The following is a 25261-nucleotide window of genomic DNA, read 5'->3' on the forward strand; positions in this document are numbered from 1 at the left end:
CGGTAGTGGTTAGCCTTAAACTCTTCAATCGTATCTCCCCATGCTTCCGGAATCACCGGCAGATCATCTGGCAAGGCGGCATCATATACAATATTCCACGGTGTTGTTACATTTTCGTGGTAGTTCTCGTCCTGCATTTCGATGTCCTTCACAACTAGATTCTGATATGCATTGAGTAACTTCCCGAACACGTCCCGCTTCGTCTCATTGCTCATCGTCAGTCACCTCCACACGTTCGCAGTCTTGCAGTCCGTAGTGTTCAATCTCGGCGAGGGTGAACTGCTGATTGGACTCGTTAAGACAGTCTGCACTTGCAATGTCAAGTCCATCGTTTCCGCGGCCATCTTTGAAATACATCTTCCCTGTCACATGGGGAACCCACACGCCGTACCGCTTCGGCTTCTCGACCGTCCAACCGTTGACGTAGGCGCGCATGAGGCGGTCTTCCGCTTTGCGGTCATCGTCATACTTGTCATGAGAGTTGACGAACCCGACAATTAACTCGGCGGGGTCATCATCACACTTCGCCTGCTCCAGCATCTCCGCTTCCGCCTCGCTCACCACGACCTTCGCCGGGGCCTCAATCAGCTCGACGACGTGGCCGTATCCACGACCAGCCAACCATCCGGCATCTTCACCATTCAATACACAATCTTTGTCTAAACCACCAAATAGTGGTTTTTCACCAGCCACACCATTTAAGTAATCGCCCTTGTCGTTCTTCACTGCATATAGACTCATTTCCGCGCCTCCATTTTATCTGCGATTTCACTAATCTGAATATTTGTAAGTAGTTCTAGGCTAACCAAGGCCATTAACGTGTTAAGCACTGTTCCTTGAAACGTTTTTGCAATGATTGTTGCTGCCAACGTCAGGAAAATAGTTACCGCTAGTGCTACCTTAATAATTTTCATTTCTTATCCTCCATCATCACTGAACCCCATATTGCTACCACGGCCAGGCATAAAAATATGATTGGCATTACAATGCTCATATAGAAGCCGATTTCGACAATCGCGATACCGATGAATACTATCGCTAGAATGTTAAGCATATCTATGCTCCATAGCGTTTAGCTTTGCCGTAATTGTCTTCTGGTTATATCCCAAGGCCAGTGCTATTTGACCGACTGTTTGGCTTTCCTTAGTCAATCGCTCAATCGCCACCTGCGTGTAGTCGATTGCGTTGTTGTGCTCACGCATTAACTGCTTTTCCAGCTTTAGCACGGTTGTCGCGCTTATGCCGACTTCATTGCCAATCAGCTTTGGCGAACAGCCTTTCAGGTGCAAGTTCCAGATGCGTTCGTTACGCTTTTTGCGCCTGATTTCGGCTGCGGTATGATCTATTACATCTTTTCGCCGTGGCACGATCTGCCGAATTTCGACCAGTCGTGGATCGTTGTCTTTCAAGTCAGCGATGGTCATGCCGGACATAGCAAGCTTCAGACATAGCTCATCGACTTTGATTGTCAGCAGATTGCCACTGTGTCTGGCATTGCGTAATGACGCCTTCCAGCTTTCCACAGTGCCTCTGTTATATAATCCCATTAGATTTCCTCCGGTAATTTCAGCATTTGTGACATAGTTCATCTACCTCAATTTCTACCCGCGGTGTGTCGCTGTACCACTTGCTAACATGCATCTCAACGATTTGGTTGTCGTCTACCCATACAATCCCGGTCAGCGCATCAGACACCGCTTTGTAATAGTTGTCTGTATCCGGCTTAACAGTTGGCCTAATGATGCCGTCCTGTTTTTGCCGCTTAGTAAGCTTGCTACCGGCTTTTTGAATGCCCCTGTATACTTTCACGTTTATCACGATAGAACCCGTCATAGGCTCAATATGGAGCTCCTGACGTGCAATCTGCTTAATGTATTCTTTGTAGCCACGTGACTTGGGCGGATCATACGTACTTACATACTTTCCTCGCCGAGAAAACCTAGGCCGTCCTTGAGCAACTGGTTCACCGGGAATAGTTAATTTAACTGCTGGTTGCATTTCTACTCCTAAGTTGTTCTAATTCCTTGAGTTGCTCCGCCAGCTCCGCTTTAGCGTCTGCGCTGACCTCTTGCTTAGGTGCTTTGTAGCCTTCTTGCATCCATTCTGGTGTGGCCTCCTGCCTAGCAGGCGCACGTCTTGAGGTGTATGGTCGGTTGGCCTGTGCCGCCATGGTGTCGTACTTCGATCTCAGCTTTGATGCGCTTAGGATGTTGGTTTGCCAAAACGTGTCAATCTGACACCAGTCAATCATCTTGTGGATCTTTTCAAACGGGCGATGATCCAGTTGGTTCATCTTTCTGATGTCATCAGCCCATGACTGCAAGTCTGGTTTCCGGTGTTCCGGGTTGTTGCCTTTGATCTTCTCCCAGAGGTAGGTCGCTTCGATCAGCTCCGGGGAGTCGTCGGCATATTCCCGCTTGCGGGAATGCTGACTATCTTCTTTCTTTTCATTCTTATCATTCTTTACATTCTTGTTAGTTGCCACCTGTTTGCCACCTGTTTGCCAGTTGTTTGCCTGTTGCTTTGCCACTTCTTCAACGCCATCTTGGTATTTTGCCCAATTAGCAATGGTTATAAGCCTTCCCGTCTTTGCCGATTGGTTTGCCAGAAATCCGACTTTTTGAAATTTATCCAGGGAGGAACGAACGTTCTTAATGCTCACCCCTTTGCCAGCCTCTTGCTTTATTGACTCAAGCGACGTCACCATTTGGCCAGGCTTAGCAACAAACTTTTTTCCCTGCCATATCCACTTTCGTTCCTTGTGGTTGGCCATCAATAGCAAGGTAATCATCACGACCTTCTGAACTGGTGTGCAGTCAATCCAGAGGTCGTCGTCTAGCAATACTCTGTACAGCTTGATCCAGCCTCCGTCTGCCATGCAATCACCTCAATCTAGAAGGGAAGGCCATCATCCGGCTTGTTTCCTGCTGGCTTACGCTTCGGCTCTAGCAATGAAAAGTTGCTAACGACAACTTCAGTTACAAATACTTTCTGTCCCTGGTTATTGTCGTACGTGCGCGTTTGAATATTGCCTTCAATACCAATCATGGAACCCTTGTGTGTGAAATTCGATAGGCTTTCCGCACTCTTGCGCCAAATCACACAGTTGATAAAGTCGGCCTCTTGCTCTCCTGATGCGTTCTTAAACCTGCGGTCCACAGCCAAGGTGAATTGTGCTACTGCGGTGCCGTTTTGCGTGTATTTAAGGTCTATATCACGCGTCAGCCGACCGGTTAACGAAACGTTATTAATCATCATTTGTTCCTCCCGTCAAATTCTTCGAACTGTCTCTTCGTATTAAGCCGGAGACTGATAAGGGTTTCTTCGTCTAGCTTCACCGGCTTTATCTTGTAGAAATCCATAAACCAATTGATGCCTTTTTGGTGCCGAATTGTGTGATGCACTCGGCAAAGCGGCATAAACTTGTATAGCCGGTTGTCTACGTCATTGCGGTTGCGTCCTGCTCCAAGTGGTGGCTCATGATCGATGTCCGCATGCTTGCCACAGATCACACACATCCGATGCTTAAGACACTGCATCATCAGGGGATAGTCGTCTGGTATTGAGTCCATGTGTTTGGTGCTCCATGGCAAGCCGTGGTCAAAGCCAAACGTGATAACATAGCTCAGGTACTCACTGGCCTTGCTCATCGAACAGTTGGACATTGAGAAATACTCGGAGCCAGTCTCAGCCATGTAGAACGCCTTAGTCCAGGCCTCCATCTCAAGTGGTGAATACCCCGTGTATAGCGCATAATCGTTGATCAGTGCCCATATCTTCTTACGCTGGTCAGGGCTGATACTCCGGCCGTCTTCAACCTCAACGGCGACACTTGGTTTCTTGCCATTAGCAAGTTGATGTAACCTCAGTGTGTCAGGCATTTTATTTAGCCTGACAGTAAGCTCATCACCGCTCAGCTTTTCAATGCTCCCGTTGAGTAGCAAACGATCACCCCGTAATCTTGCTGAGTGCAATCTTTAACTTACCGAGTTCAGCCTCGGATAACTCGGTGAACCTTGTTGTGACTCCCGCAGAACTGGCAATGCTCTTGTAGATATCGTTTGGCTTGGAACCGTCCTTCACCGCGAAGTCAGCCACCAATTGCTTGAACGTGGCCCTATCTTGCGCATACGCAACGGGAGCATTTGTCTTGCCTGTTGAATGTGGACTTTCGTCAGCATCTCCATCTGTTTCTTGGTCGCTAATGTTAAATAACTGCTTATAGAAGTTCTTCTGCGCAGCCGTGGCAGCCTTCATCATCGCTTTCTCAGCGGTATCTTGGCCGCTACCAAGCATTGATCCATGCAACGTTTCGTGACCGTCTGTGATGTCATAACGGCCAAGTACGTCAACATAATGGTTGCTTCCTTTACGCCCCTGCCGATCTTCCTGATTGAGCATTTCGTATGAAGGAATGATCATTAACCCGGTTGCTTCTAGCGCCGGCTTTACCGCGGCCTTAATGGCGGCTTCAGACTGAAACCGGTAGTTATTGAATGAATTCTCGCCATCTTTGGCCACAGGTTTAATCATCTTGCTTGCCATCACAAGCTTCTGGACAATATTTAGTCCCTTCTGTTCAGACATTTCTTGAGTGGCTTCCTGCTTATCTTCTGCCATCTACCGCACCCCCAGTGACACGTTTTCGACCAGCCGTGCGTTCGGTACGTCACGGCCAGATTGCAATGCTTTCTTTAAGTCGGCTTTGTTGACCGCCAACGTGGTCTTAATGAACTCCTGCGGCAGTTGGTTCGGGTCTTCTGGTGCTTGCACGCTGACTGTCCGCCGTGTGTAGATGGTGAACAGGGGCGTCTTGATGTGTTCGTGCCCGGTTTCAACCATTGCCTGCACTAGCCGTTGCTTAATCGTATTAGCATTGTTCTTGAAGCTAGATCTGCGTTCTTGCAGACGCTTGATTTCGGCGTCAATCTCTTTGACGTCCGCGTCAATTGATTTGTAAACCTTGACATAGCCGACTGCCTTGTCTTCAAAGTCACCCTCAACCATTTCCATCGTGTCAGCAATCGCTTGTGGATCAGCGTTGCCGCTTTCTGCTTGTCGTTGTAGGCTGGTCAATTTATCTGTTAGGTCGTATAATATGTTCATACCCCTTGGTTTCCTTTCTAGTCGTTGGCCTGAATGCCGGCGGCTTTTTTCGTGTCTTCAAGCAATTCACGGCGCTTGCTTTCGTTCATGTTCACAACCTGCGTATACACGCCAATCGCTTCAGAAAGCTTGCCGACTGCGTATGGATTGTTGCCATTTGACTCACCAACGTCTGCCTTAGCATTGCTGATATTGTCTAGTAGCACTTGCATGATTTCTTGCGGTGTTAAGTACACAATCATTTCGTTTCACCTTCCTTCATGGTTTCCCGCATCTTCATCCACGCTAGTTTCTCCAGCCATTCGTATCCGTTGCCGCGAATAATCGCTAGGTTCCTGATGCGGCGCAGGCGTTCATATGTGCTAAGGTTCATAGTCTGTCGCCCCCAGTTCGTCGCGTACATAGTCTTCCAGTTCGTCTAGCAGAACCAGTTCGCCGTGGAAGTCGAGATAGTCGCGGCTTTCATCGACCGGGTTGCCCTTCCAGTCTTCAAACTGTTGCGGCTCCCCTTCGGCTTCGTGCTGGCGTGATAGTTCAGCCTCGCGGAATTGATCGCGCATCATTCGAAGTACCCCCTTGGATCACGCATGAAGTACCCGATCATGAGCGCCATGATAACCGCTGGAATGGCCCGCGGGTGTGATAATACAAACTCGATTAGTTGTTGCATCATGACTTAGCCTCCTTTGCTATGTTGCGGAACTCTTTACGCATGAACTCGCTGAACGCCAGTGGCTCGAACCGCCAGCCCATCTGGCCATGGTAGTTGAATGCGAACCCGTCAAGTTGTCGTTGGAACCGCGGCTGGTTGAGGATGTGCTCGCTCAGCCAGGTTGGCGTGATGCCATAGCGTTCTTGCACTTCCTTCGCTGACCACCAGCGGCGGTAATCAGGTTCGTGCTTGAGCTGGTCAGCAACGGATCGATCCACGGCTATTTTGATTGCCTCCTGAATTAATGGCATCAGGTCTAATGTGGGTGGCATATCTGATGCCTCCTTTTTGTGAGATAATTCACCTCGGGAAGGAGGTGAAATTTAATGGCAAAAATTCCTTATTACGACAATCCGAGCGGATCTTTAGCTGTTACTGTTGAACTCCAGCACGCTGCAGATGTTTACTTGGTGGATCAAGCAAATTTCAACGTTCGACAACGTGGCGGTCGTTTCCAGTATTTTGGCGGCCACTATGACCAAACGCCTGTGACAATTCGGGTGTCTGGATCGGGACGCTGGTATCTGATTGTCGATAACGGGTCAGGCGAACAATACCGTTACACCTGGTCTAAATAGTTGCATTGTCTTGAAAGTGAGACTTCACACGAGCCACAACGGATTCGAAGTTGGCAAATGTGAAGCCTTTTTGCGCGAGCAGATCAATGACCATTTCAGTAACTTGGTCTTCGACTTCTTTGTCCTGTACCTTCTTTACCGAAGCAAGATGTTCAGCACTACGCTCACCCTTTGCATGTTCGTTCATACCTATACGGCCTCCTTAGCTGAATTAATTGCCTTTGCAATAGCCTTGACACCTTCATCGAAGTACAGCCATTGCGGTACTTCTTTGTCGCTGTGCTGTGACTTGCTGTTAGCCCATCGGCCATACTTGTTCTGGCCCGGCTGTTCAGCCTTGATGCCAATTTGATTAGCAGTGCGGCCCACCTTGTTGGCTGTGGTTCCAAGCTTCTGGGCGACCGCCGTTGCGCTGTACTCCTTCTTGAGCAACACGGGAATGGTCATCTCACCGGTGATTGCTTCCGCAGCCTTGGCCAACAGTGCCTGCTTGGACGTTTCGGACTTGGTTTGCATGGCGATACGGTAAAGCAATGTTCCCTTGCGTGTTTGTGCATTCTCGCTCATAATCTCAAGTCGCTTGGCGGAATCGATACGCGGCTGTGTTGCCTTGGCCTCCGCTCGCATGGTGAAGTAACCATCGACCAACTGGTCATATACTTCCCATGCCTTATCGTCTTCGAGAATTTTCAGAAGCTTGGAATACCCACGCTCGGAAAGCAGATATGCATTTGCGCTACGGTTCCAAGCGTTCTGGGTATAGCCAAATTCGTTATGGCTCAGACCCATCACGGATTTGAGATCAATAATGTCGATGCCATTCTTGAAGCGTTCTCGGTTGTCATTGATCCGTCGATTAATCTCGCCAAGCGGCTGGCCGTGAATCAACGCAATGTCCTTAACCAACATCGCCTTTTTGTCTTTGCCGAACCCGCCTTCGATACCAGTGAATTCAATGTGGCCGATATGCTCACGGCCAATTACTTTTAATTCGTTCATTACTATGCCTCCTTTTACACGGCTTCCTTTTGTCGCGTTAATGCGACTTTTTTGGTTAAAAAAATATCTATAGCTTCCTGATCGCTTAACGGAATGACCTCCATCATTTTGAAAATCTCCCGTGCGGTAAAGTCCTGCCCTCCGCGCTGCATTTTGCGAAATACTGTGCTTCGCGCAACACCAAGCGAATCCGCTAATTTTTCCTGGGTAATGTGTCGTTCTGTCATTAGTCCTTTTAGCCTATCGAGGTTTACATATAGCATTTGTGTTCCTCCCTTCTGTCGCGTTCCTGCGACTTTATGAACCAATCTTAATCCGTGTTGTTTGAGTTGTCAACACAAAAATCGCATTATCGCGACTTTTTTATGTTGCAATTTTGCGACAAGACATTATAATTAAAGAAAAAGGAGGTGCCATATATGAATGTTGGAGAACGTATGAGAGCTATCCGAAAGCAAAAGAAGATTAGTGCAGACACGCTCGCTGACGCGATTGGTGTCTCGAGATCAACCATTTTCAGATACGAAAAGGGAGACATAGAAAAGGTACCTATAGAAGTCGTTGCCAAAGTTGCCCTTGCTCTTGGGGTTAAACCCCAAGTTCTGATGGGTCTTAAATCTACCGGACTGGCAGAAAGCATTCACGACACCGTTGTCCAGCTCCACCCTGCCCGCCAGCAGAACGTTTACACCTACGCCGAGGGCCAGCTGAAGGAGCAGCAGAACGAGAATGTCGTCCCATTACCAGAGCAGCGTGAGATTGTTTGCGGGCGTGGTACGGCAGCCGGTGCTCCAATCGATGGCGATGCACAGGACGCTGAGGTGCGTAGGACGCGCGTCAATGTTGACGACATCCCAGCTAGTGCAGATGAAATCGTTACCGTTGAAGGCGACTCGATGGAGCCAGACTACCCGAAGTACTCGCAGATATTCGTCCGATGGCAAGACACAATAGACGATGGCGATCTGGCCGTTGTCCGTGTGGCCGACGAGGGCGTCACATTCAAGCAGGTATCCCGCGATTATCAACAAAAGAAAATTGTTCTACACTCACTGAATGACAAGTATCCCGACAGATACCTCGATCCCGAAGATGTCAGCATCATCGGTGTTGTGCTGAACTAACCCACCACAGTATCAGGCCCGTGCAACTCGGGCCGCGGGCGTTAATCTGAAAGGAGAATCGACATGAAGATCAAGAACTTATATATGTATGCAGCATGCTTGGTTTGTCTTGTAGTTGCTTTGATTTCGCTATACACCGTTGTATCTGGTATTTCATCGCTGATCTGGTTCGACAAGTCCGCACAGCCCGGTATCTACCTCTACCAGCAGCTATTCAACGGGGCAATCATGCTAATAGTGTCTTCGTTGCTATTCATATTCCACTGGCGCCACACAGATAAGTAGCACCTGCGCAACAAAACCCGTCTAGCGGCATGGTCGTGCGAGCCGACCAACGGGTGTTGAACTACTTATCCAATCAATGCCTAAAACGATTTATTGGAGGAATGCTTATGGAAAACTCTGTAATAGTTAGCATTTATAAGTTTGAGGATAAGAAGTGGACTAATTTCGAAGCCGTGCCAATAAAAAAGTACGAGTGTTCCGTCTTGCTCGATATTTCAAATTCACAAGAGTTTACTGCCAAAGAAAAAGTTGAGCTTAACAATTGTATTGTTGTATCAATAAAGAAAATCAAGAATAAAAGTAAGCTTTCTGAAATACCACAATTCATTAAGCCTGTGCATGGTCCAAAATCAAACCAATAATTTGCCATAAAGGAGGACCATATTATGAAACTCATAAAAGCTAGTATTACATCATAGCCAATGAAATTGATGTTCCAATATAGTATAGAAAAAGCGTCTACCCCACACCATGGCCGGTCGGGTAGACGCTAGGGCAAACAGCACCACGAGTGCGCTCTTTGCGTACCCCAGTATAGCACACGGAGGTGAAATCATGGCATCATTTCGGAAACGTAGCAGCAAGTGGGAATACCGAGTTTCTTACCTAGACAAAGATGGTGAGCAAAAAATCGTGTCACACGGTGGCTTCCGCACCAAGCAGCTAGCTTCCGCAGCGGCCGAAGAAGTAGAGAAAGCCAAGCGTAATGGAGGCGACCTCTCTAATCGTGACGTTACCCTAGCTGACTACTGGGATGCTTGGGTTGCCCGCTACAAGACTGGCAAGCACACTATGATAACAGAGAAGCGTTATCCCATTATTGGAAAAGAGTTGCGTGCCGGGTTCGGCAACCGGCTTCTGCGGGAAGTGAGACCTTCCGAATGGCAGGACTTCATGAACCAATTCGGTGAAACTCGCAGCCGGTCTACCGCTCAGCGGTTAAATGGCTATGTCCGATCAATGGTCAAGAACGCCATCAACGATCAACTGATTTCTGTTGACTTCACCCTAAATGTTGAGCTGTCTGGTAGTCGTGGTAAAAGTGAGGCAGATAAGTTTCTGCAAGCTGATGAACTGCAAGCTATCATGACAGATGCACTCAGCCACGCCAGCTACAATAACATCTCTAACTGCTTAATTTATCTTGGCGCGGTTAGCGGTGCCCGGTACAGCGAGCTGGTAGGGCTGACGTGGGGAGATGTTGATTGGGTCACCTCCTCAATCAACATCAACAAAACGTGGGACTATCACTTTGGCCAGGGTTTTCAGCCCACTAAGACACCATCCAGCGTGCGAACGGTCAGCCTAACTCCGGAGGCCATGATGCTACTGCACAGGATCAAGTCAGAGCAGACCGCGTACTATATTCGCACAGGGAGGCGTGATGATCTACAAATGGTGTTTCGTAATAAGCAGAACACTGTGCCGACAAATGCTGCTGCCAATAAAGCGCTCAGGGCCATTGAAGATCGGGTGGAGAAAAAAATGGACCGGCCACTGTCTGCCCGAATTACCTTTCACGGACTGCGCCATTCCCATGTGTCATTTCTGCTCAGCAGGAACGTCGATATCTACTACATCTCAAAACGGCTTGGGCATTCTGACATTACCATCACTTTGCGCGTGTATTCACACATGCTTGATGATAGTCGGGAAAAAGAGAACAATCTTGCCCTGGAGGCCTTGGAAAGTCTGGAAAACTGATTGGACGTCAGTTGGACAAAACGTGATGTAACGCCTGCTATAACTTAGTTCTGCCATGGACGTCGTCTCCATCGTGAGGTCCGGGTTGGTTGAGGTTTCAACCGACGCGGACTTTTTTCTTTTCCAGCTGATAAGAAAATTCTGCCTGACAAGTATGACTTTTCTATGCCGAATGCCTAAACATTTCTTGCGACTCGCCGAAGCGCCGCGAATTTGATTGACAATCAAGCCGGTTATTCGCATGATGGCGATAATGAAGCCTACTAGGAGAAAAAACGTGAAAAAAACTATTCTGATGTTGCTGACGGTCGTCGCCGCTGGCCTGCTTGCTGCCTGCCAAAAAGCGCCTTCCACCTCAGCTGTGTACCAGCACACCACAGCGGTCTTGGCCCAAAGTGATCAGGTTTGGCGCGAAGTGCAAACCGCCACGGCCACGCAAACCGCAAGCGCTAGTCTTGGGAGTGAAACCGCCCAGGCTGCCAGCCAGCTCAGCCCTTGGGTCACCGACGCCGGCAAATTTTATCATGGCGCCGCCCAAAGCCAAACCACCTACCAGGCGGTGAAGGCAGGCGTCTCGAAGGTCAAAAATCCCAACCCCAAAATTAAGACCAAATGGGCGACGGTGAAGCAAATCAACCGCACCCTCAAGACCTTGGGCGCCACGAAGCAAATCACCAGTCGCAATGATCTAGTTTACATTAAAGAGGCCGATGGCAGTATTGCTCAAAGTCCAGTGGGCTATTTGATTCAAGGTGATGCCCTGTACGCGGTGCAAATGGCCTACACCACCGGCGAAACCGGCGGCGTCATTAACCGCGGCAACAAGTTCACCCGCAAAATGGCTTATGCCAGCGATCAAGTGGTGAAACCCGCCGCCATTTCTGGCACCTGGCAAACCAAGGCTGGTCAAACTGCCGTCGTCAAAAATGGCCAGCTGTTCGCGGCGCAAAATGGCGCCTATACCCGCGGCCAAATTGAAAACCTCGGCCAATACAGCACCAAAACGCTTTACACCAAAATTGCCTATCAGCTGCGGCAAACCCAGCTCAGCAAGGCGCAAGTCAAGCTCAGTCACCAAAGCTTGGCCAGCGGCGACGTCTACAATAACCTTTACGTCTTTTTGACCCCAACCAAAATGGTCGCGGTCAACGCGGCGGGTCAGGCCGTGCTTTACACGAAGCAAAAAGCCAATCAGACCAGCCTCCCAAGCGCAGTCTTCACCATTTTCAGCCAGCTCGACAAGCGCTCGTCCAGCACCCTCGCTGGCTCATTGCGACCTCAAGGGGAGCATCAATACCTGGTTGGCTTGACGGTGAACCTGCATTTCATCACGCAAAACTATGCTGGTGGCGTGAACGGCACCGAACCGGTCACCATTAGCAAAGGCAAAATCAACGTCAACTAAGTCTCTGCAATGACCAGTACACCAAAAATCGCATTACCGACGCTGGCCGGTAATGCGATTTTTGGTTATGGGGTACAACACTCAGGCCTGCAGAAAATCCACGCGAATCGGCGTGAATGAATCAAGTAGCTGACTATCATCTTCTAAGGGTATGCAGCCATGGAACAGCTGGGCAGGAAAATAAATGCCATCCCCGGCTTTAACCACTTGAATATCATCATGATCGGGATATTTGATGATGAACTTGAAGGAACCTTTCAAGACATAGGTGGTTTGGACATGTGGGTGATTGTGCACTGGAATGGCCGTTTCCGGATCCAACCCCTTCTTGAAGAAAATACGGGCATTCATGAGCTGGTCACCATAGGCCAGCACCTCCCGTGAAGAATTGTCGTCTAGTTGATCAATGTGTAAATCTTTTTGTTTAAAAAACACTGCGCATCACCTTCCACCCTAACCGTTCACATTGAACGGTTAGGTTAATCATTTAAGCGTCCGTTGGCCATGACGCCTGATACTGTAACATTCATCGTCAGTGCCGCACTCAGGCCATTGAAGCGGGCCAGCACGGTGAAACGATTGTCTGTGTTGGGATTGCCAACGGTTTCCAGTAGGTAAAACGCCGCCGGCAAGGCGCTGGTAAAACTAATTGTGGCGCCACTACGGGGATCATGCAAGGTTAATTGCTGCCAATCGGTGACCCGATAGGCTTCATGCACCACCGTCGGGTCCAACTGCTGCTGGTAGAACGGCACTTCGCTTAGTGGCGTGAGCGTGGCCGCCCCCGCCGTCACCATAATTGGCACATCAAAATGCTGCACAACATCGATGGTATGGCGAACGCTGGCTTCGGCGCTACTCGTGATTTGCACCGTTTGCGCGGTCAGTTTCACTGCTTTGGCAATGGTAACGCCAGGATACTGATCGTCGGAAATCACGCGATAATCATCTGCGCCCAAACTTTCGATTTGACTATGATACATGATTTCATTATCGGATTCATCAATAATCACCGTGTTGTGCCCAAGCGGCGTGTTGTACCACCTGCGCACGAGCTCACTGCCGTACCCGACATTTGACAAATCCTTAGCCAAGCACTGGCCGTTTACGGTCAGCTCGGTGTTAAACGGGTCATAATGCGCATGCGAGCGGGAATAAACCCCGTATTTCAGGAAAACGTTAAAGGTGGCATTCTTCAGCATCAACAGATGCGCATCTGGATAATTAGCACTTTGAACCGGACGCAACTGCGGCTTGGCAACTGGAACCTGGCCAAGCAATAATCCGGTTGCCGAAGTATCGCCCCAGAAGCGCTCATCTTCAATCGGCAACGCCACTCGCGCTGCCTGCTGCGACAGCACTTCAGCATAAGCTTGCTGGATCGCAGCATTGTCAGGGTAACTAACCGCCAGTAGCTCAAAAACATTGAGATAGGTTTTGAGATTGACATTTGGCCACCCGTCATTGGGATTGGGAAAAGTCCCGTTATCAAACGCGATTTTGACACTGAATTGAGCCATTTCAGCACAGGCGGTCTCGAGTTGCTGGTCACTTTGACCATACCGGTGCAGGAAAAAACCGAGGTAACCTAAGGCCTCAAGCACGTAATGATGGTAATGAATCGAGCCCTCGTACCAGAAACCACTAGGTAGCAAACCATGCGTCAAATGCTCATGAATCCCCAAGGGCCGATCCAGGTCTTGAGAGGCATAGGTGCCCGTCATCAGTTTAAGAATCTGAATGCAGACCTCCCGCCACAGGGTAATATTATGTTCGATAAACTGCTGCTTTTCCAAAAATTGACAAGCCGGCCCGAACAGCTCGTGTTTGATGCGGGCCTGCTCCTCATCGCTAAACAGCGGCAAAACCATTTGGTAACAAAGGCTGATTCTGATTAAGGCAATGGCTTCGGATAGCCCCTGCGCCATGATTTTACCAGGGCCTTGAAAATTGATGGCGTAATCGCCAAAGGTCCAGTCCGTGGTATGCGGATCGAACGCCACCTTATGAGCGGCCAAATCCGCTTGCACCCGATCATAATCATGCATATCCGGCAACCGCTTGGCCTTAATGTGAATGGGAAACTCCCGGTAATGATCGGCATAAAAGAGAATGACCTGCCGAATAAAGCTCGCGTACCGAGCCTCCGCTTGCTGGCGATTCATAATCACCGCCAATTTCAGCATTTGCAGGGTTTTGTTGCGCATGATTGTGACCCAAGCGAAGTTCTTTTTGTCATCCGTGTAAACCCGGCCACATTCTGGGCAGGTATGGGCGTGCGGCTGCGTCGGATCGTAAATCAGGTAACTACCATCGTCATCACAAAAGTAATGGTGCCGCCAGCCAGACATCCAGCTGGCATCATCATGCCAATCGGCAATGAAGGCATCGAGCTCCTGCCTCACCGCTTGGCTATCAATCATTGTTCGTGCATTGTTCATTAATTATCATCCTTTAGGCAACAGTTTGATCAGCACTGGCTTCCGCCTGTTTTTGGGTGACCCGGTCACTGATCTTCAAGAACGGCAAGTACATGGCGGTGGCCAAGGCGATAAAGACGATTTGAATCACAACCGCCCGCCAATCACCACCAGTAGCCAGATAGCCACTAATCAACGGTGGGGTCATCCAAGGAATGAAGACCACGGTCCGTGAGACCCAGCCCATGGCAGTTAAGGCATAGCCCAAAATCGACAGCACAAACGGCACGCCGACAAATGGAATCATCATTGGCAGATTGAAGACAATGGGGAACCCATATATTAATGGCTCATTGATGTTAAATATCCCTGGTGCGAAGGACAGGGCCCCAATCCGCCGACTTGGCGTGTAGCGAGAGAAAATCAAAATCGCCAGCAATAAAGCAATGGTACACCCACTACCACCCATCTGGGCAAAAACCGTGACGAATGGCTTGGTCAAGATATTGGGTGGCAGCACGCCTTTAGCAAAAGCCGCGGCGTTTTCGTTAATATTAACAATCAGCAGTGGCTCCAGCACCGTGCCGAAAATGACGGCCTGGTGAATCCCGAAAGTAAACAGCAAATTGCCCAGCGAGAAAATCAGTAAGTATCCTGGTAGACTCGTGTTAATGCGGCGTAGCGGTTCCTGAATGAAGGTGGCAATCAAGGTAATAAGATCTTTATTTAGGAACACCAGCATTAACGCGGACAACAAGGCGCAGATACTGATGGTTAAAATCGTTGGAATCATGCCAGCAAAAGATTTGCCCACCTGAGGCGGCACATTTTCGCCCAGGTTAATTTGCAGGTGTTTATTGTTGGCCAAAGTCATAAACAGTTCTGTAACCAGCAGGCCAACAATCACCCCAGCAAACATGCTTTGCGTGCCGAGATCGGTGTACATCACGGCGCCGGCAATGCTAACAGCCTTGGTGGCGCCAGTCGGAATGATTTGGTTGGTCAGCGGCATGAAGGTGATTAAAGCACCAATCGCCACTGCAGCCGCCCCAATCGGATTGGAGAAGCCTTTATGCTGCGCCAGGGTGTAGGCACAAATCGGCGCCACTAACAGGCCGCAGATGTTGAGGGTGGCATTGTTGATCAAACCACCCCAGGTTTGAATTTGAACCAAGGTGTCGCCTTTAAAAATGACCGGAAACAGGACGCTGTTCAGCAACGTACCTAACCCAGCAAGAACAAAAAATGGCATCAAAATTGAAAAGGTATCACGCAATGACTGCAAGTGAACTTCGGCGCCAATGCGACCAGCGACACTAACAAAACGATCACTGAATTTGGGCTTGGGTGAAGTTTCCATCTGAATATCCCTCCTATACAAAAGCTATACTGTCAATAGGTAAACCGGTTTAGTTAATCTGCAGAAGATAAACCGGTCCGAATTAACTAAACCGGTTTATCTACTCTGAATAATAAAACCTGAATCTACTTTTTGCAAGCGAATTCAGGAAAATTTTTGGTCCATTTTTCAAGTGGTGGCATTCAAGTCGCGAACGGACTCGCGCACATGTAATTGCGGTTGTTTGCGGATGATTGCTGGTGCTGCTGAAGCTGGCGCCTGGATTTTAGCCAGCAGCAAGGTCGCTGCCGTGAGCCCAATTTCTGTGACCGGCTGCGCCACCGTCGTGATTGGCGGTTCGTAAAACCGGGCAAAGGACACATCATCCAAGCACACCAGTGACAACTCCTCGCCAACGTGTAGGCTCGTCGTCCGCACCCAGTTCAACGTATCCTCAAGCAACATGTCGTTCGTTAAAAACAAGGCAGTCGGTGGCTTTTTGACTGCGAACAGCCTTGTCAGGCGCGCCGCCACCTCACTGCGTTCACAACTGATGATATTGGTTTTGATCACTGGCAGCTCATGTGCCGCCAAGGTGTCGAGGTAGCCTTGCAGGCGCTCCTGCCGGGTGGTGATTTGATCACCAAGCGGCAAGGTCACAATCCCAATGCGCTGATGTCCGCGGTTAATCAACTCCTCAACGGCCAGCTGTGCCGCCAGCGGATTGTCCAGCAAGACGCTGTCGATTGACACATCAGGGAGATAGCGATCAACGAACACAATCGGAAAATCACGCTGGGCAAGCTCTTGGTAATACGCGGTGTTTTGTTTGGTGGGGAAGACGATAATGCCATCGATCTGGCGATTGATGAACGACGTGATCAGCTGCTTTTCAGTGGCGGGGTCGTCATGGGTCCGCGCAATCACGACGGTATAGCCTTGCTTTTGACAGTAGCCTTCCACTGCCGAGATGAGTTGAATTGAAAACCGCGATGACAGCGAAGCACAGACAATGGCGATAATTTTGGTGCGCTTTTGTTTCAGACTCTTCGCCACTTGGTTCGGCTGATAGTCGAGCGTCTTAATGGCCGCGGCAATCTTTTTGCGGGTGGCCGGACTCATAAAGTTATAGTGATGATTTAAATATTGGGAGACTGTGCTTTTTGAAACGCCGACATAATCGGCGACATCCTGAATCGTGGGTTTCGTCATATGCTCCTCCATCGGAAAGTGCTACCTAGGCTCAATTCTAATGGTTAACTGCCCTCAGCGCAATCAGCCGCTTCTGTATTCAGCCATAGAAAAAGACCACCACGTCGAAAAGCTGGTGGTCAATTAGCGTCGGCTTTGCACCCAAGCCAGGCCCGTTAAGGCGAACAGCCCAACCCCCGCCGCCAACGTGGCCGTGGCGGTATCACGATTGAGAAACATCAGAACAAACACAAAAGCCAAAAAGCCAATCACGTACCAGTCCCCTGCCGGAAACAGTGGCGCCGCGAAAATCTGGGCCGCCGCGTGCCGCCGATACCGCAAATGGGCAATGATGATCATCAGCCAAACAAACAAAAACGACACCGTGGCCGCACTGGAAACCAGCGTAAACACCGAGGCCGGCAGCACCGCATTCAGCCCTACCGCCAGCGCAATCACTAAGCTGGAAACCATCAGCGCCCGCACTGGCACCTGGCGCCGTGACAATTTGGTCAAGGCCTGTAGCCGTGGTTGTTTGACACTGAGTTCAAAAAGCAAGCGACCGGCACTGTACAGGCACGCCATGCAGGCGGACGCGGCTGCCGTCAAAACGACAAAATTGATCAACCCGGCCGCGCCGGGAATACCCAGACTATGAAAGACCTGCACAAACGGGCTACCAGTTTGATCGACCTCAGACCAAGGAAAAAGACTCATCAACACCACCAGGGCGCCAACATAGAGCGTCAGCACGTTGATCGGTAGCCAGTTGATCACCTTTGGCAGCGTCCGGCGCGGGTTGTGGGTTTCAGCGGCGGTCAAGCCCACTTGCTCGATGCTGGTGAAACTAAAAGTCACCATCTGAAAACTAAGTAAAAAGCCGCGCAATCCCCGAGGAAAGAAACCGCCATGCGCCGTCAAATTAGTCAAACTGGCGGTGCCACCAGCCGTCTTGACGTGACCGGCGATCAGCACGACCCCGACGCCAATCAGCGCCACAATCGCCACGACTTTGATCATGGCAAACCAGAATTCCAGCTCGCCAAAGGTGCCCACTGAAGCCAGATTAACCAGGAGCAACACCACCAACGCCACCAACCCCGGTAGCCACTGCGGTAAACTCGGCCACCAAAAACGGATGTAAACCCCAATCGCAGTTACTTGCGCCATGGCCACCGCCACCCAGCAGAACCAATAAGTCCAGCCGGCCACAAAGGCGGCTTTGGGGCCGAGATGATGCTGCAGCAAGTCCAAGAACGAGCGGTCGCCGCCATCAGCCAGCAGCAACTCCCCTAACGCCCGCAGCAGGAAAAAGCACATCAGCCCAGCCAGAAGATAGGCAAAAATCAAACTGGGGCCGGCGACATGAATCGATTGCCCCGCCCCTAAAAAAAGGCCTGTGCCAATCGTGCCGCCAATCGCCAACAGCTGCAAATGCCGACTGGTCAGATGGCGCGCCAATTCCGGCGTCTCGCGCCTCATTGCGCCGCCCCCCTTCGGTCATGCCACCAGCGGCCACAGCTCAACACCAGCATCCATACCAGCGCCAGCGCCGCCGGCAGCACCGTCGCCTTGTTCAACAGCATGATTACCCCGGTACCAGCCAAAAACAGCAGCACGAAATAATCTGCTACGGGATAAAACGGCGCCACATAGCCAGTAGGGTGCTGATTTTGCCGGCGGTACCGTAAGTGAGCCAACACAATAGCGCCCCACACAAACAAAAAACTGGTGGTAGCAACACTGGAGATCAGTTGGAACACCGCCCCTGGTAAGAATAAATTCAGCACCACGGCCAAAGCAATCAGCAGGCTGGACGCCATAATGGCGTTCGCCGGCACTTGGCGCCGGGACAGGCGGCCAAAGCGCTTGAGCAGTGGATTTTGGCTTTTGAAGGTCAAGGAAAACAGCATCCGCCCGGTTGTGAAAATGCTGGAGTTGCAGGCTGAAGCCGCTGCCGTCAGCACCACAAAGTTAATGATGTCAGCCGCTGCCTTGATGCCGACGTTATTGAACACCTGGACAAACGGACTGGTGGCCGGACTAACAGCAGACCAAGGATAGATGCACATGATCACTGCCAAGGCGCCGACGTAAAATAAAATAATGCGTAGCGGTAGCTCGTTGATGGCCTCGGGAATCACTTTTTTCGGATTGGCGGTTTCGCCGGCAGTCATCCCCACCATTTCGATACCGGCAAAGCTAAAGGTCACCATTTGAAATGAGGCCAAAAAGCCGCCCAGACCGCGGGGGAAAAAGCCGCCATCGTTCACCAGATTCATGACGCTAGCATGACCACTGCTGGTCGGGTAATGGACGGCAATCATCCAAACGCCAACGACAATCAAGCCAATAATGGCGCCGACTTTGATCAAAGCAAACCAGAACTCGGTTTCCCCGAACAACCCAACGGAAATCAAATTCAGTAGCAGTAAAATCACCAGTGCAATCAGCCCCGGTAGCCATTGCGGCAGGCCCGGCAGCCAGTAGCGAATATACATGCCAATCGCCGTCACTTCGGCCATGGCAATGGCGAGCCAGCACAGCCAATACGTCCAGCCCACCACAAAGCCGGCGCGCTCGCCGAGATAACGATGGATAAAATCAACAAAGGAATGCTGCGAGAAATCGGACATCAACAGCTCGCCCATGGCCCGCATCAGCAAAAAGCACATGCCGCCGGCCAGCAGATACGCCAAAATAATCGACGGCCCGGCCAGGTGAATCGATTGGCCGGCGCCAAGAAATAAGCCCGTGCCAATCGTGCCGCCAATGGCAATCAACTGCACATGGCGACTTTTGAGGATGCGCGCCAAGTCGGCTTGTTGGTGCTGTGTTTCCATCAAAATCCCTCCAGACATGTTATCTATTGTAGCCTTCTTGTTAGGGAACCGAAAGGCCGCCGCACCGGCGTTTGCCACGCAAAAACGCGGCCAGTTCCCACCCGGCCGCGCTTTTACTCACTTATTGAACAGATAGATGAAAATTATTCACCGCACAATGACCACGCGCTTCGGCTCCATTTTCTCGCCTAAAAAAGCGGCCACCGTCTCGGCGGACTGCCGCAACCGCAACTTGGCCACGGTCACCGTGCCCACCGTGGCTTCGAGCACACAGCCACCATCAACCGTGGTGAGTTGCACCGCGGCCAGCGTGTACAAACCGGTCACGCGTCCGACGCCGGTAATCAGCGAATCTGCCGTCACCCCGCGGCGCCACAAGGCAAACAAGGCCAGCATGCCAGCGATGAAAAAGCCACTGATATAATCTGCCAGCGTGCGACTGGTGACTAGCGTAAAGCCCCCAATCATCACTGCGGCCACGGCATAGAAGCCCACCAAAAACCGATTCGGCCGTGCCGTGAAGACCAATTGCAGGCGGACAAAAATCAAAACGCCTAGCGCCAATACAAATACTGCGAGATAAATCCAGCTCAAAAAGTCCATGGCCAGCCTCCTTAACATAAAAAAGGGCCGCAGCCCCTTTTGGTTTACTTGCCTAAGCGCATGACATCGCGGGCAATCATCAGTTCCTCATTGGTTGGCACCAACAACACCTTTACCTTTGAGTCATCACTGGAAATCAGCCGTTCTTTGGCCATGACATTGTTGCGCTCGTCATCAATCTTGGCGCCGAAGACGCTCAAGGCATCAATGATCCGCTTGCGCATCACAATGTCCCCTTCGCCCATGCCAGCCGTGAAGACCAAAGCGTCGATGCCGCCCATTTCGGCGATATAGCCAGCCACGTACTTCACGATGCGGTTGACAAAAATATCAATGGCAAGCTGAGATTCCGGCCGTTCATGGCGCGTTTGTTCCAGCTCCCGCATATCAGGCGACAACCCCGACAAGGCATAAATCCCGGATTCCTTATTTAGGATATTCACCATGTCTTCAGGATCAGTGATGTGCAGCTTTTGCATCAGGAATGCGACCAAGGAAGCGTCGATATCCCCACTGCGCGTGCTCATCGTCACCCCAGCCAGTGGGGTGAAGCCCATTGAGGTATCGAAGGACACGCCGTCTTTTTCGGCGGTGATGGAAACCCCGGAGCCTAAATGCATGGTGACCATCTTCAAATCCTTGAGGTCCTTGCCCAGCATTTCGGCAGCGCGGTGCGACACATAACGATGACTGGTCCCATGCGCGCCATACTTCCGAGCGCCGTACTTTTCATAGTATTCGGGCTTAATGGAGTACAAGTAGTTCATCTTCGGCATTGTGCTGTGGAACGAGGTATCAAAAACCCCGATTTCTGGCACGCCAGGCAGCAGCTTCATGAACGCTTTGATGCCTTCCGCTTCAGCTGGGTTATGCAACGGGGCATATTCGGCCAAGGCTTCGACTTCCTTGAGGGACTTTTCATCGAGCCGTTCGGATTCCTTAAAGCGTTCGCCACCAGCCACGATGCGATGACCGACCCCTTGGATTTCCTTGTAGTCGGTAATGATTTTCAATTCAATCAAGGCTTTCAGCAACATATCAACGGCCATTTCTGCCGTTGGAATATCTTGGTTCACGACGTATTTTTTATCGTCGCCATACTTGACCTTGAACTCGGAATTGGACAATCCCATCCGATCGACCATACCGCTGGCGATCACATGCTCTTCAGGCATTTGGAATAATTTCCACTTAAGCGTTGAACTACCGGCGTTGATTGCTAGAATTTTGGGCATTTTGACATCTCCTACGCTAAATTTTGCTTGGCCCAATCATGAACCGAAGCGATGAACTGGCGAAAAGCCGCTTGGTCGGTCAAGGCTGGGAACGCGCCTAGCAGCACTTGTTTGACCTGATGCGTCTTGGGACCAGGGTTTTGCAAAATCAACAGTGACTTTTGGGCTTTGCTATCGGCAAATAAATTTTGCGGTAGGTTCAAAAGCCCTTGAAAATGAACCGAACGCGTTAACCAGGCGGTCAAGCTCTTGGCCTCATCAGATTGGAAGACACTGCTTGGCACAAAGAACAGACCTAACCCGCCTGGCTTCAAGGCGCGCAAGCTTTGTTCAATCAGCAAATGGTGCGCATATGAATGGCCTTTAGGCGCAGCCGTTTCGAACTGTTTAGCCCGATCATCCAGCGGATAATACCCCACTGGCAAATCGGACACCACCAGATCTGCATCCTGGACCACCAATGGGCCCAACGCATCCTGATGATACAGGGCGACATCCAATTGCTGGAGCGCACTACTCATCCCGGCAAAGGCCAGCAAGGTATCGTCGTTGTCCACGCCGATGCCTTGCACCTTGACCTTCAGCGCCGCGGCCAGCTGATTCATGGCAGCAAACAGCAAGTTGCCTGAGCCCACTGCCAAGTCGGCGACCTTGACGGTTTCTTTTTGCGGCGTGATGAACACCGTGGCGATGAAGGTGGCCAGCTCGGCCATCGCATCAGGTGTCACCTGTTTGTTCGGCTCCACGCCATCAATCGTAATGGCCTTCACTAGCAGCAACTGCAGCGCTTGGCGGCATTCTTCAGCCGAAAAGGTGCTCAAATCCAGTGGCGCGAATAACGCCTCCAACTTAGCCGTGGCGTCGGCATCGGGCACGCCATCTTGGTGATTGATCATGCCAGTTTGTAAGTCTTCGCCGGCTTCAGTGGCCGCCTCGACAAAACTAGTTTTAACCTGCTTGTGTAGCAAAGTCGCGGCCTGATCTAAGGCCGAATATAACGATTCCATGTGCTCATTTGCCACGCCTGTGGACCCCCTTAGTCGTACAGAACCATTCTACCGGTGCTTAAAGGGTTATTCAAGCAAATTAATGAGCAAGCAATCGCCACCAAGCGCCGCGCTTACGGCAATGGAAGCCTTTTCCATTGATTAAAGGCTTCACGCATTGCTTGATCCTCCCTAGCCAATTGGGCCACATAATCGGCCTGCCACACCGAAATCTGATATAAACTCCCTGCCCCTACCAGCGTCGCTAGTACCAGTAGCGCTAACGCGGAGAGCAACGCACTACCTCGCCGTCGCATCGATCGCCACCCCCGTGTACTGGCTGCCACTAAGCATTGTCAGTTGATACTGCACCACGCCTGGGCGCAATAGAGTGAACCGGATCTGCAAGGCGCCGTACAGCAAAGGGCTATACCCTTTCTCACTGCCACTGGTGCCAATGGCGGAAAACTGTAAGTAATCGCGGCCATCCACTGAAGAGGCCAGCCGCTCTAAAATCCTGATTTGTTCAAGTTGCGTTCGCGGCCCAACATGTTTGACCTTGAGTTGGCTTGTCGCCACCGTCAGAATTTCACTTTCGCTCACATACCGCTCAATAGCAGCGGCGGCTTGATAATAATCCAAGTCCGCCGCTGGTGGTACGGCCACCGTCAGTTGAAGTAGCGGCCGCCACCACAGCGCCAGACTCGCCATCAGGCCCAAAGCCATCACCACTTCAGTCATCGTCATTGCCGAATGTGAACGCAAACTGCTGACCTCCTTCAAGCGCCTCCACGCCACCGTTAGTGACTGTCACCTGCCAAGTATGCTGCCCAACGCTGATGCTTTGACTGCCGATTTCACCTGGTGCAAGCAGTTGTAGCGCCACCATGGCGGCGTAGCGTGCTTCCAGCGCGCGTTGCACCTGAGCCACCTGGGTTTGGTAGGCTGTTTGCACCAACACCACCCACAGCACCACCATGGCCACCACGGCAATGGCAGCCAGATGCTCTGCTATCACACTGCCACGCCGTTTCATTTGCTTGCCTCTTCTTTCTGCCGGAACAAGCCCCACTGCATCTGAAAACTGAGCGTCACTAAGCGGCCATTGCCTCGAGTCAGCTTGATGGCGGTAACGTCAGAAAAGGCGCCGGCACTGCTATACGTGATCACGCCCAGCCCATCGGTTAATGTCATGCTGGCCGGCACGCGCAAGTATGCAAATGGGACATCTGCGAGGGTATAACTCAAAGCATCTGCTGTCACGGTCAACTTGCCTGCTTGGCCGGTTTCCTCCACCCGCCGGCGCAGAGTCGTCCAATTGACCGCCACGGCGCGCAGAAATACTTCCTCCTGCTGATGCGCCAGCACCTGCCGGCCCACCACCAGACTGCCCGCGGCCAGCAAGATCGTGACCGTTAACGCCGCCAACACTTCCATCAAGGTGAAGGCGCGCCGGGTCATGGCGCGGTGAAGGCATGCGGCTGATAACTGGCCGCGCTGAGTTGCTCGACTTGTTTTTGGGTGATGATGCCTGCCCGCACGAGGCTAGCGGTGGTGGCAAAATCGGCCTCATTGCGGCCCGTCTGGCTGTAGGCGATCTCGATTTGCGCGTTGACAGTGGCCACCATGCTTTGCAACTGGCGGGCGTTAGCCTGATCGACTTGAGTTTTGATGGTCACCACCAAGGTCAAGGTCAGCACAATAATCAGGCCCAGAGCCGCGAGCACCTCAATCAAGGTGAAAGCCCGGCGTTTTTTCATGTCAGTAACCTCCCAAGCCGCCATACAGCGGCAGTAGTAGTTCACGATACATCAAGACGATTTGACCGCCGATCAACAAAAACATCACCGGTTGCACCACTGCCAGCCACCGCGTCAAGGTTGCTTCAAAAGCCTGCAGGCGCTGGGCAGCAAACACCCGCATTCCTTCCGCTACGACTTGTTCGGACTGACCCAGGCTCATCAATTCCGCCACGGCCGGCTCAATCAGCGGCTGTCGGAGCGCCGCGCTCGCCTTGGCGCCTTGGGCCAAAGCCGTTTGCACCGCCTCAGCAGTCGCATGTAGCGGACTAGCTACCAACCGGCTCAGCTGATTGAGATAATCCGGCAAGGTCAAGCCAGCCGTCAGAAATTGCGCTAAGCCGCTGGTAAAAAGATATTGATAATACTGCCTGGCCGCCCCCTGCACGCAAGGCAAACCTAGCAGCCACTGCGCTCTTTTGGGGGCCGCGGCGCGGTGAAACCGCCAACCCATGAGGCCGCCAAACAATGCCACACCGGCCATCCCCACGGCTTCTTCCGCCAGCAGCGGTGACGGGCGTGAGCTTAACAAGGGCAGCACGCCAATCATCAACCCCACTTGCAGCACCAGCAGCAGCCCAATCAACACCGCCGGATACAAGAGCAGTAGTTGCAGTTTACGGCGACTTTGAGTTTGCACCTGCATGAATTGGCTGGCGGCGCCTAATGCGCCGGCCAAATCACCATGCCCAGTGGCTAGCGTCAGTTGCTGCACAATCACCGGATGAAAACCAATCATCGCCGTTCCTTCGGCCAACGGCGCCCCCGCCGCCAACATGGTGGTGAGCCGCTGCCAGTGCGGCTGATACCCGGGAAAATTTAAGCCAATGATGGTCAGTGCCACCCGCAACGAAAAACCGGCCATCAGAAGCTGGCGCAACTGGCTGCACACGGCCACCTGCACCGTCAGCGGAATCTTTCTGCGCGTCATG

At 51.3% G+C, this 25261-nt stretch carries 35 protein-coding genes and 2 pseudogenes; 5 read left to right on the forward strand and 32 right to left on the reverse strand.

Going from position 1 to position 25261, the window contains the following annotated elements; genetic code table 11:
- The 14 genes and pseudogenes from JUF11_RS09075 to JUF11_RS09135 all read right to left on the reverse strand — a co-directional run.
- Positions 1-215 (reverse strand): annotated as a pseudogene (locus JUF11_RS09075) (hypothetical protein); the annotation flags it as partial.
- A complete protein-coding gene (locus tag JUF11_RS09080; RefSeq protein ID WP_204119320.1) occupies positions 205-741 on the reverse strand; it encodes a DUF1642 domain-containing protein in 537 nt (178 codons plus the stop codon). The gene JUF11_RS09080 and the pseudogene JUF11_RS09075, both read right to left, overlap by 11 nt.
- The gene (locus JUF11_RS09085) at positions 738-914 is read right to left on the reverse strand and encodes a hypothetical protein (RefSeq protein WP_204119321.1); all 177 of its coding nucleotides are present in this window, start codon (positions 912-914) and stop codon (positions 738-740) included. The genes JUF11_RS09080 and JUF11_RS09085 overlap by 4 nt, the downstream gene beginning before the upstream one ends.
- Before the next feature lie 132 nt (positions 915-1046).
- Complete coding sequence (locus tag JUF11_RS09090; RefSeq protein ID WP_204119322.1) at positions 1047-1547, reverse strand: hypothetical protein; 501 nt, start codon at positions 1545-1547, stop codon at positions 1047-1049.
- A 19-nt stretch (positions 1548-1566) separates the two neighbouring features.
- A complete protein-coding gene (locus tag JUF11_RS09095) occupies positions 1567-1998 on the reverse strand; it encodes a RusA family crossover junction endodeoxyribonuclease (RefSeq protein WP_204119323.1) in 432 nt (143 codons plus the stop codon).
- Positions 1982-2878: a phage replication protein O gene (locus JUF11_RS09100; protein ID WP_236000507.1), complete on the reverse strand. Its 897-nt coding sequence runs from the start codon at positions 2876-2878 to the stop codon at positions 1982-1984. The genes JUF11_RS09095 and JUF11_RS09100 overlap by 17 nt, the downstream gene beginning before the upstream one ends.
- A gap of 59 nt (positions 2879-2937) precedes the next feature.
- A pseudogene (gene ssb, locus JUF11_RS09105) lies at positions 2938-3255 on the reverse strand (single-stranded DNA-binding protein); the annotation flags it as partial.
- Entirely contained in the window at positions 3255-3944 is a 690-nt protein-coding gene (locus JUF11_RS09110) for a putative HNHc nuclease (RefSeq protein ID WP_204119325.1), read from the reverse strand. The gene JUF11_RS09110 and the pseudogene ssb, both read right to left, overlap by 1 nt.
- A gap of 4 nt (positions 3945-3948) precedes the next feature.
- Positions 3949-4620, reverse strand: a complete 672-nt coding sequence (locus tag JUF11_RS09115; RefSeq protein WP_236000509.1) for an ERF family protein — start codon at positions 4618-4620, stop codon at positions 3949-3951.
- The gene (locus JUF11_RS09120; protein ID WP_204119326.1) at positions 4621-5106 is read right to left on the reverse strand and encodes a siphovirus Gp157 family protein; all 486 of its coding nucleotides are present in this window, start codon (positions 5104-5106) and stop codon (positions 4621-4623) included.
- Positions 5107-5123: 17 nt separating this feature from the next.
- On the reverse strand, positions 5124-5348 hold the full coding sequence (locus JUF11_RS09125) for a hypothetical protein (RefSeq protein WP_204119327.1): 225 nt from the start codon (positions 5346-5348) through the stop codon (positions 5124-5126).
- Positions 5345-5479 (reverse strand): hypothetical protein, encoded by a 135-nt coding sequence (locus JUF11_RS13315; protein WP_268886767.1) that lies wholly within the window; start codon positions 5477-5479, stop codon positions 5345-5347. The genes JUF11_RS09125 and JUF11_RS13315 overlap by 4 nt, the downstream gene beginning before the upstream one ends.
- Positions 5469-5669, reverse strand: coding sequence for a hypothetical protein (locus JUF11_RS09130; protein ID WP_204119328.1), 201 nt, complete (start codon positions 5667-5669; stop codon positions 5469-5471). The genes JUF11_RS13315 and JUF11_RS09130 overlap by 11 nt, the downstream gene beginning before the upstream one ends.
- 106 nt (positions 5670-5775) lie before the next feature.
- A complete protein-coding gene (locus JUF11_RS09135; RefSeq protein ID WP_204119329.1) occupies positions 5776-6090 on the reverse strand; it encodes a DUF771 domain-containing protein in 315 nt (104 codons plus the stop codon).
- 54 nt (positions 6091-6144) lie between these two features.
- Here JUF11_RS09135 and JUF11_RS09140 point away from each other — a divergent pair, with 54 nt between their 5' ends.
- A complete protein-coding gene (locus tag JUF11_RS09140; protein WP_204119330.1) occupies positions 6145-6396 on the forward strand; it encodes a DUF1883 domain-containing protein in 252 nt (83 codons plus the stop codon).
- Here JUF11_RS09140 and JUF11_RS09145 read toward each other — a convergent pair.
- The 3 genes from JUF11_RS09145 to JUF11_RS09155 are packed head-to-tail and all read right to left on the reverse strand — an operon-like array spanning position 6389 to position 7658.
- Complete coding sequence (locus JUF11_RS09145) at positions 6389-6583, reverse strand: hypothetical protein (protein WP_125753762.1); 195 nt, start codon at positions 6581-6583, stop codon at positions 6389-6391. The genes JUF11_RS09140 and JUF11_RS09145 overlap by 8 nt on opposite strands.
- A gap of 2 nt (positions 6584-6585) precedes the next feature.
- Positions 6586-7395: an ORF6N domain-containing protein gene (locus JUF11_RS09150; protein WP_204119331.1), complete on the reverse strand. Its 810-nt coding sequence runs from the start codon at positions 7393-7395 to the stop codon at positions 6586-6588.
- A gap of 14 nt (positions 7396-7409) precedes the next feature.
- Positions 7410-7658 carry a helix-turn-helix domain-containing protein gene (locus JUF11_RS09155; RefSeq protein ID WP_204119332.1) on the reverse strand — a complete coding sequence of 83 codons (249 nt, stop codon included), beginning with the start codon at positions 7656-7658 and terminating at the stop codon, positions 7410-7412.
- Positions 7659-7814: 156 nt separating this feature from the next.
- Between JUF11_RS09155 and JUF11_RS09160 the strand changes: the two genes are divergently transcribed.
- From JUF11_RS09160 to JUF11_RS09175, 4 genes are all read left to right on the forward strand, one after another.
- On the forward strand, positions 7815-8519 hold the full coding sequence (locus JUF11_RS09160) for a helix-turn-helix domain-containing protein (RefSeq protein WP_204119333.1): 705 nt from the start codon (positions 7815-7817) through the stop codon (positions 8517-8519).
- A 392-nt stretch (positions 8520-8911) separates the two neighbouring features.
- The gene (locus tag JUF11_RS09165; protein WP_204119334.1) at positions 8912-9166 is read left to right on the forward strand and encodes a hypothetical protein; all 255 of its coding nucleotides are present in this window, start codon (positions 8912-8914) and stop codon (positions 9164-9166) included.
- 193 nt (positions 9167-9359) lie between these two features.
- On the forward strand, positions 9360-10508 hold the full coding sequence (locus JUF11_RS09170; protein ID WP_204119335.1) for a site-specific integrase: 1149 nt from the start codon (positions 9360-9362) through the stop codon (positions 10506-10508).
- 277 nt (positions 10509-10785) lie between these two features.
- Entirely contained in the window at positions 10786-11913 is a 1128-nt protein-coding gene (locus JUF11_RS09175) for a hypothetical protein (RefSeq protein WP_204119336.1), read from the forward strand.
- Positions 11914-11994: 81 nt separating this feature from the next.
- On the opposite strand, the gene JUF11_RS09180 is transcribed toward JUF11_RS09175, so the two are convergent.
- The 15 genes from JUF11_RS09180 to JUF11_RS09250 all read right to left on the reverse strand — a co-directional run bounded on the left by JUF11_RS09180 (position 11995) and on the right by JUF11_RS09250 (position 25260).
- Positions 11995-12348: a cupin domain-containing protein gene (locus tag JUF11_RS09180; RefSeq protein WP_204119337.1), complete on the reverse strand. Its 354-nt coding sequence runs from the start codon at positions 12346-12348 to the stop codon at positions 11995-11997.
- Between the two features lie 44 nt (positions 12349-12392).
- Positions 12393-14354 (reverse strand): heparinase II/III domain-containing protein, encoded by a 1962-nt coding sequence (locus tag JUF11_RS09185; protein ID WP_204119338.1) that lies wholly within the window; start codon positions 14352-14354, stop codon positions 12393-12395.
- A 13-nt stretch (positions 14355-14367) separates the two neighbouring features.
- Positions 14368-15693, reverse strand: coding sequence for a PTS sugar transporter subunit IIC (locus JUF11_RS09190; protein WP_204119339.1), 1326 nt, complete (start codon positions 15691-15693; stop codon positions 14368-14370).
- Between the two features lie 168 nt (positions 15694-15861).
- On the reverse strand, positions 15862-16884 hold the full coding sequence (locus tag JUF11_RS09195; RefSeq protein WP_204119340.1) for a LacI family DNA-binding transcriptional regulator: 1023 nt from the start codon (positions 16882-16884) through the stop codon (positions 15862-15864).
- Positions 16885-17007: 123 nt separating this feature from the next.
- The gene (locus tag JUF11_RS09200) at positions 17008-18345 is read right to left on the reverse strand and encodes an amino acid permease (protein WP_204119341.1); all 1338 of its coding nucleotides are present in this window, start codon (positions 18343-18345) and stop codon (positions 17008-17010) included.
- Positions 18342-19706 (reverse strand): amino acid permease, encoded by a 1365-nt coding sequence (locus tag JUF11_RS09205; RefSeq protein WP_204119342.1) that lies wholly within the window; start codon positions 19704-19706, stop codon positions 18342-18344. The genes JUF11_RS09200 and JUF11_RS09205 overlap by 4 nt, the downstream gene beginning before the upstream one ends.
- Before the next feature lie 147 nt (positions 19707-19853).
- Positions 19854-20309, reverse strand: a complete 456-nt coding sequence (locus tag JUF11_RS09210) for a hypothetical protein (protein ID WP_204119343.1) — start codon at positions 20307-20309, stop codon at positions 19854-19856.
- A 44-nt stretch (positions 20310-20353) separates the two neighbouring features.
- Complete coding sequence (locus tag JUF11_RS09215) at positions 20354-21544, reverse strand: acetate/propionate family kinase (protein WP_204119344.1); 1191 nt, start codon at positions 21542-21544, stop codon at positions 20354-20356.
- 11 nt (positions 21545-21555) lie between these two features.
- Positions 21556-22566 carry a class I SAM-dependent methyltransferase gene (locus JUF11_RS09220; RefSeq protein WP_204119345.1) on the reverse strand — a complete coding sequence of 337 codons (1011 nt, stop codon included), beginning with the start codon at positions 22564-22566 and terminating at the stop codon, positions 21556-21558.
- A 98-nt stretch (positions 22567-22664) separates the two neighbouring features.
- Positions 22665-22847, reverse strand: coding sequence for a hypothetical protein (locus JUF11_RS09225; protein ID WP_204119346.1), 183 nt, complete (start codon positions 22845-22847; stop codon positions 22665-22667).
- Complete coding sequence (locus tag JUF11_RS09230; RefSeq protein WP_204119347.1) at positions 22831-23295, reverse strand: hypothetical protein; 465 nt, start codon at positions 23293-23295, stop codon at positions 22831-22833. The genes JUF11_RS09225 and JUF11_RS09230 overlap by 17 nt, the downstream gene beginning before the upstream one ends.
- The gene (locus tag JUF11_RS09235) at positions 23264-23566 is read right to left on the reverse strand and encodes a hypothetical protein (RefSeq protein WP_204119348.1); all 303 of its coding nucleotides are present in this window, start codon (positions 23564-23566) and stop codon (positions 23264-23266) included. The genes JUF11_RS09230 and JUF11_RS09235 overlap by 32 nt, the downstream gene beginning before the upstream one ends.
- A complete protein-coding gene (locus JUF11_RS09240; RefSeq protein ID WP_204119349.1) occupies positions 23563-23991 on the reverse strand; it encodes a hypothetical protein in 429 nt (142 codons plus the stop codon). Before JUF11_RS09240 ends, JUF11_RS09235 begins: the two co-directional genes overlap by 4 nt.
- Entirely contained in the window at positions 23988-24290 is a 303-nt protein-coding gene (locus JUF11_RS09245) for a prepilin-type N-terminal cleavage/methylation domain-containing protein (protein WP_204119350.1), read from the reverse strand. Before JUF11_RS09245 ends, JUF11_RS09240 begins: the two co-directional genes overlap by 4 nt.
- A gap of 1 nt (position 24291) precedes the next feature.
- On the reverse strand, positions 24292-25260 hold the full coding sequence (locus tag JUF11_RS09250) for a type II secretion system F family protein (RefSeq protein ID WP_204119351.1): 969 nt from the start codon (positions 25258-25260) through the stop codon (positions 24292-24294).
- Position 25261 lies beyond the last annotated feature (1 nt).

This window comes from Lacticaseibacillus suilingensis, from assembly GCF_016861845.1.
Taxonomy (GTDB): Bacteria; Bacillota; Bacilli; order Lactobacillales; family Lactobacillaceae; genus Lacticaseibacillus; species Lacticaseibacillus suilingensis.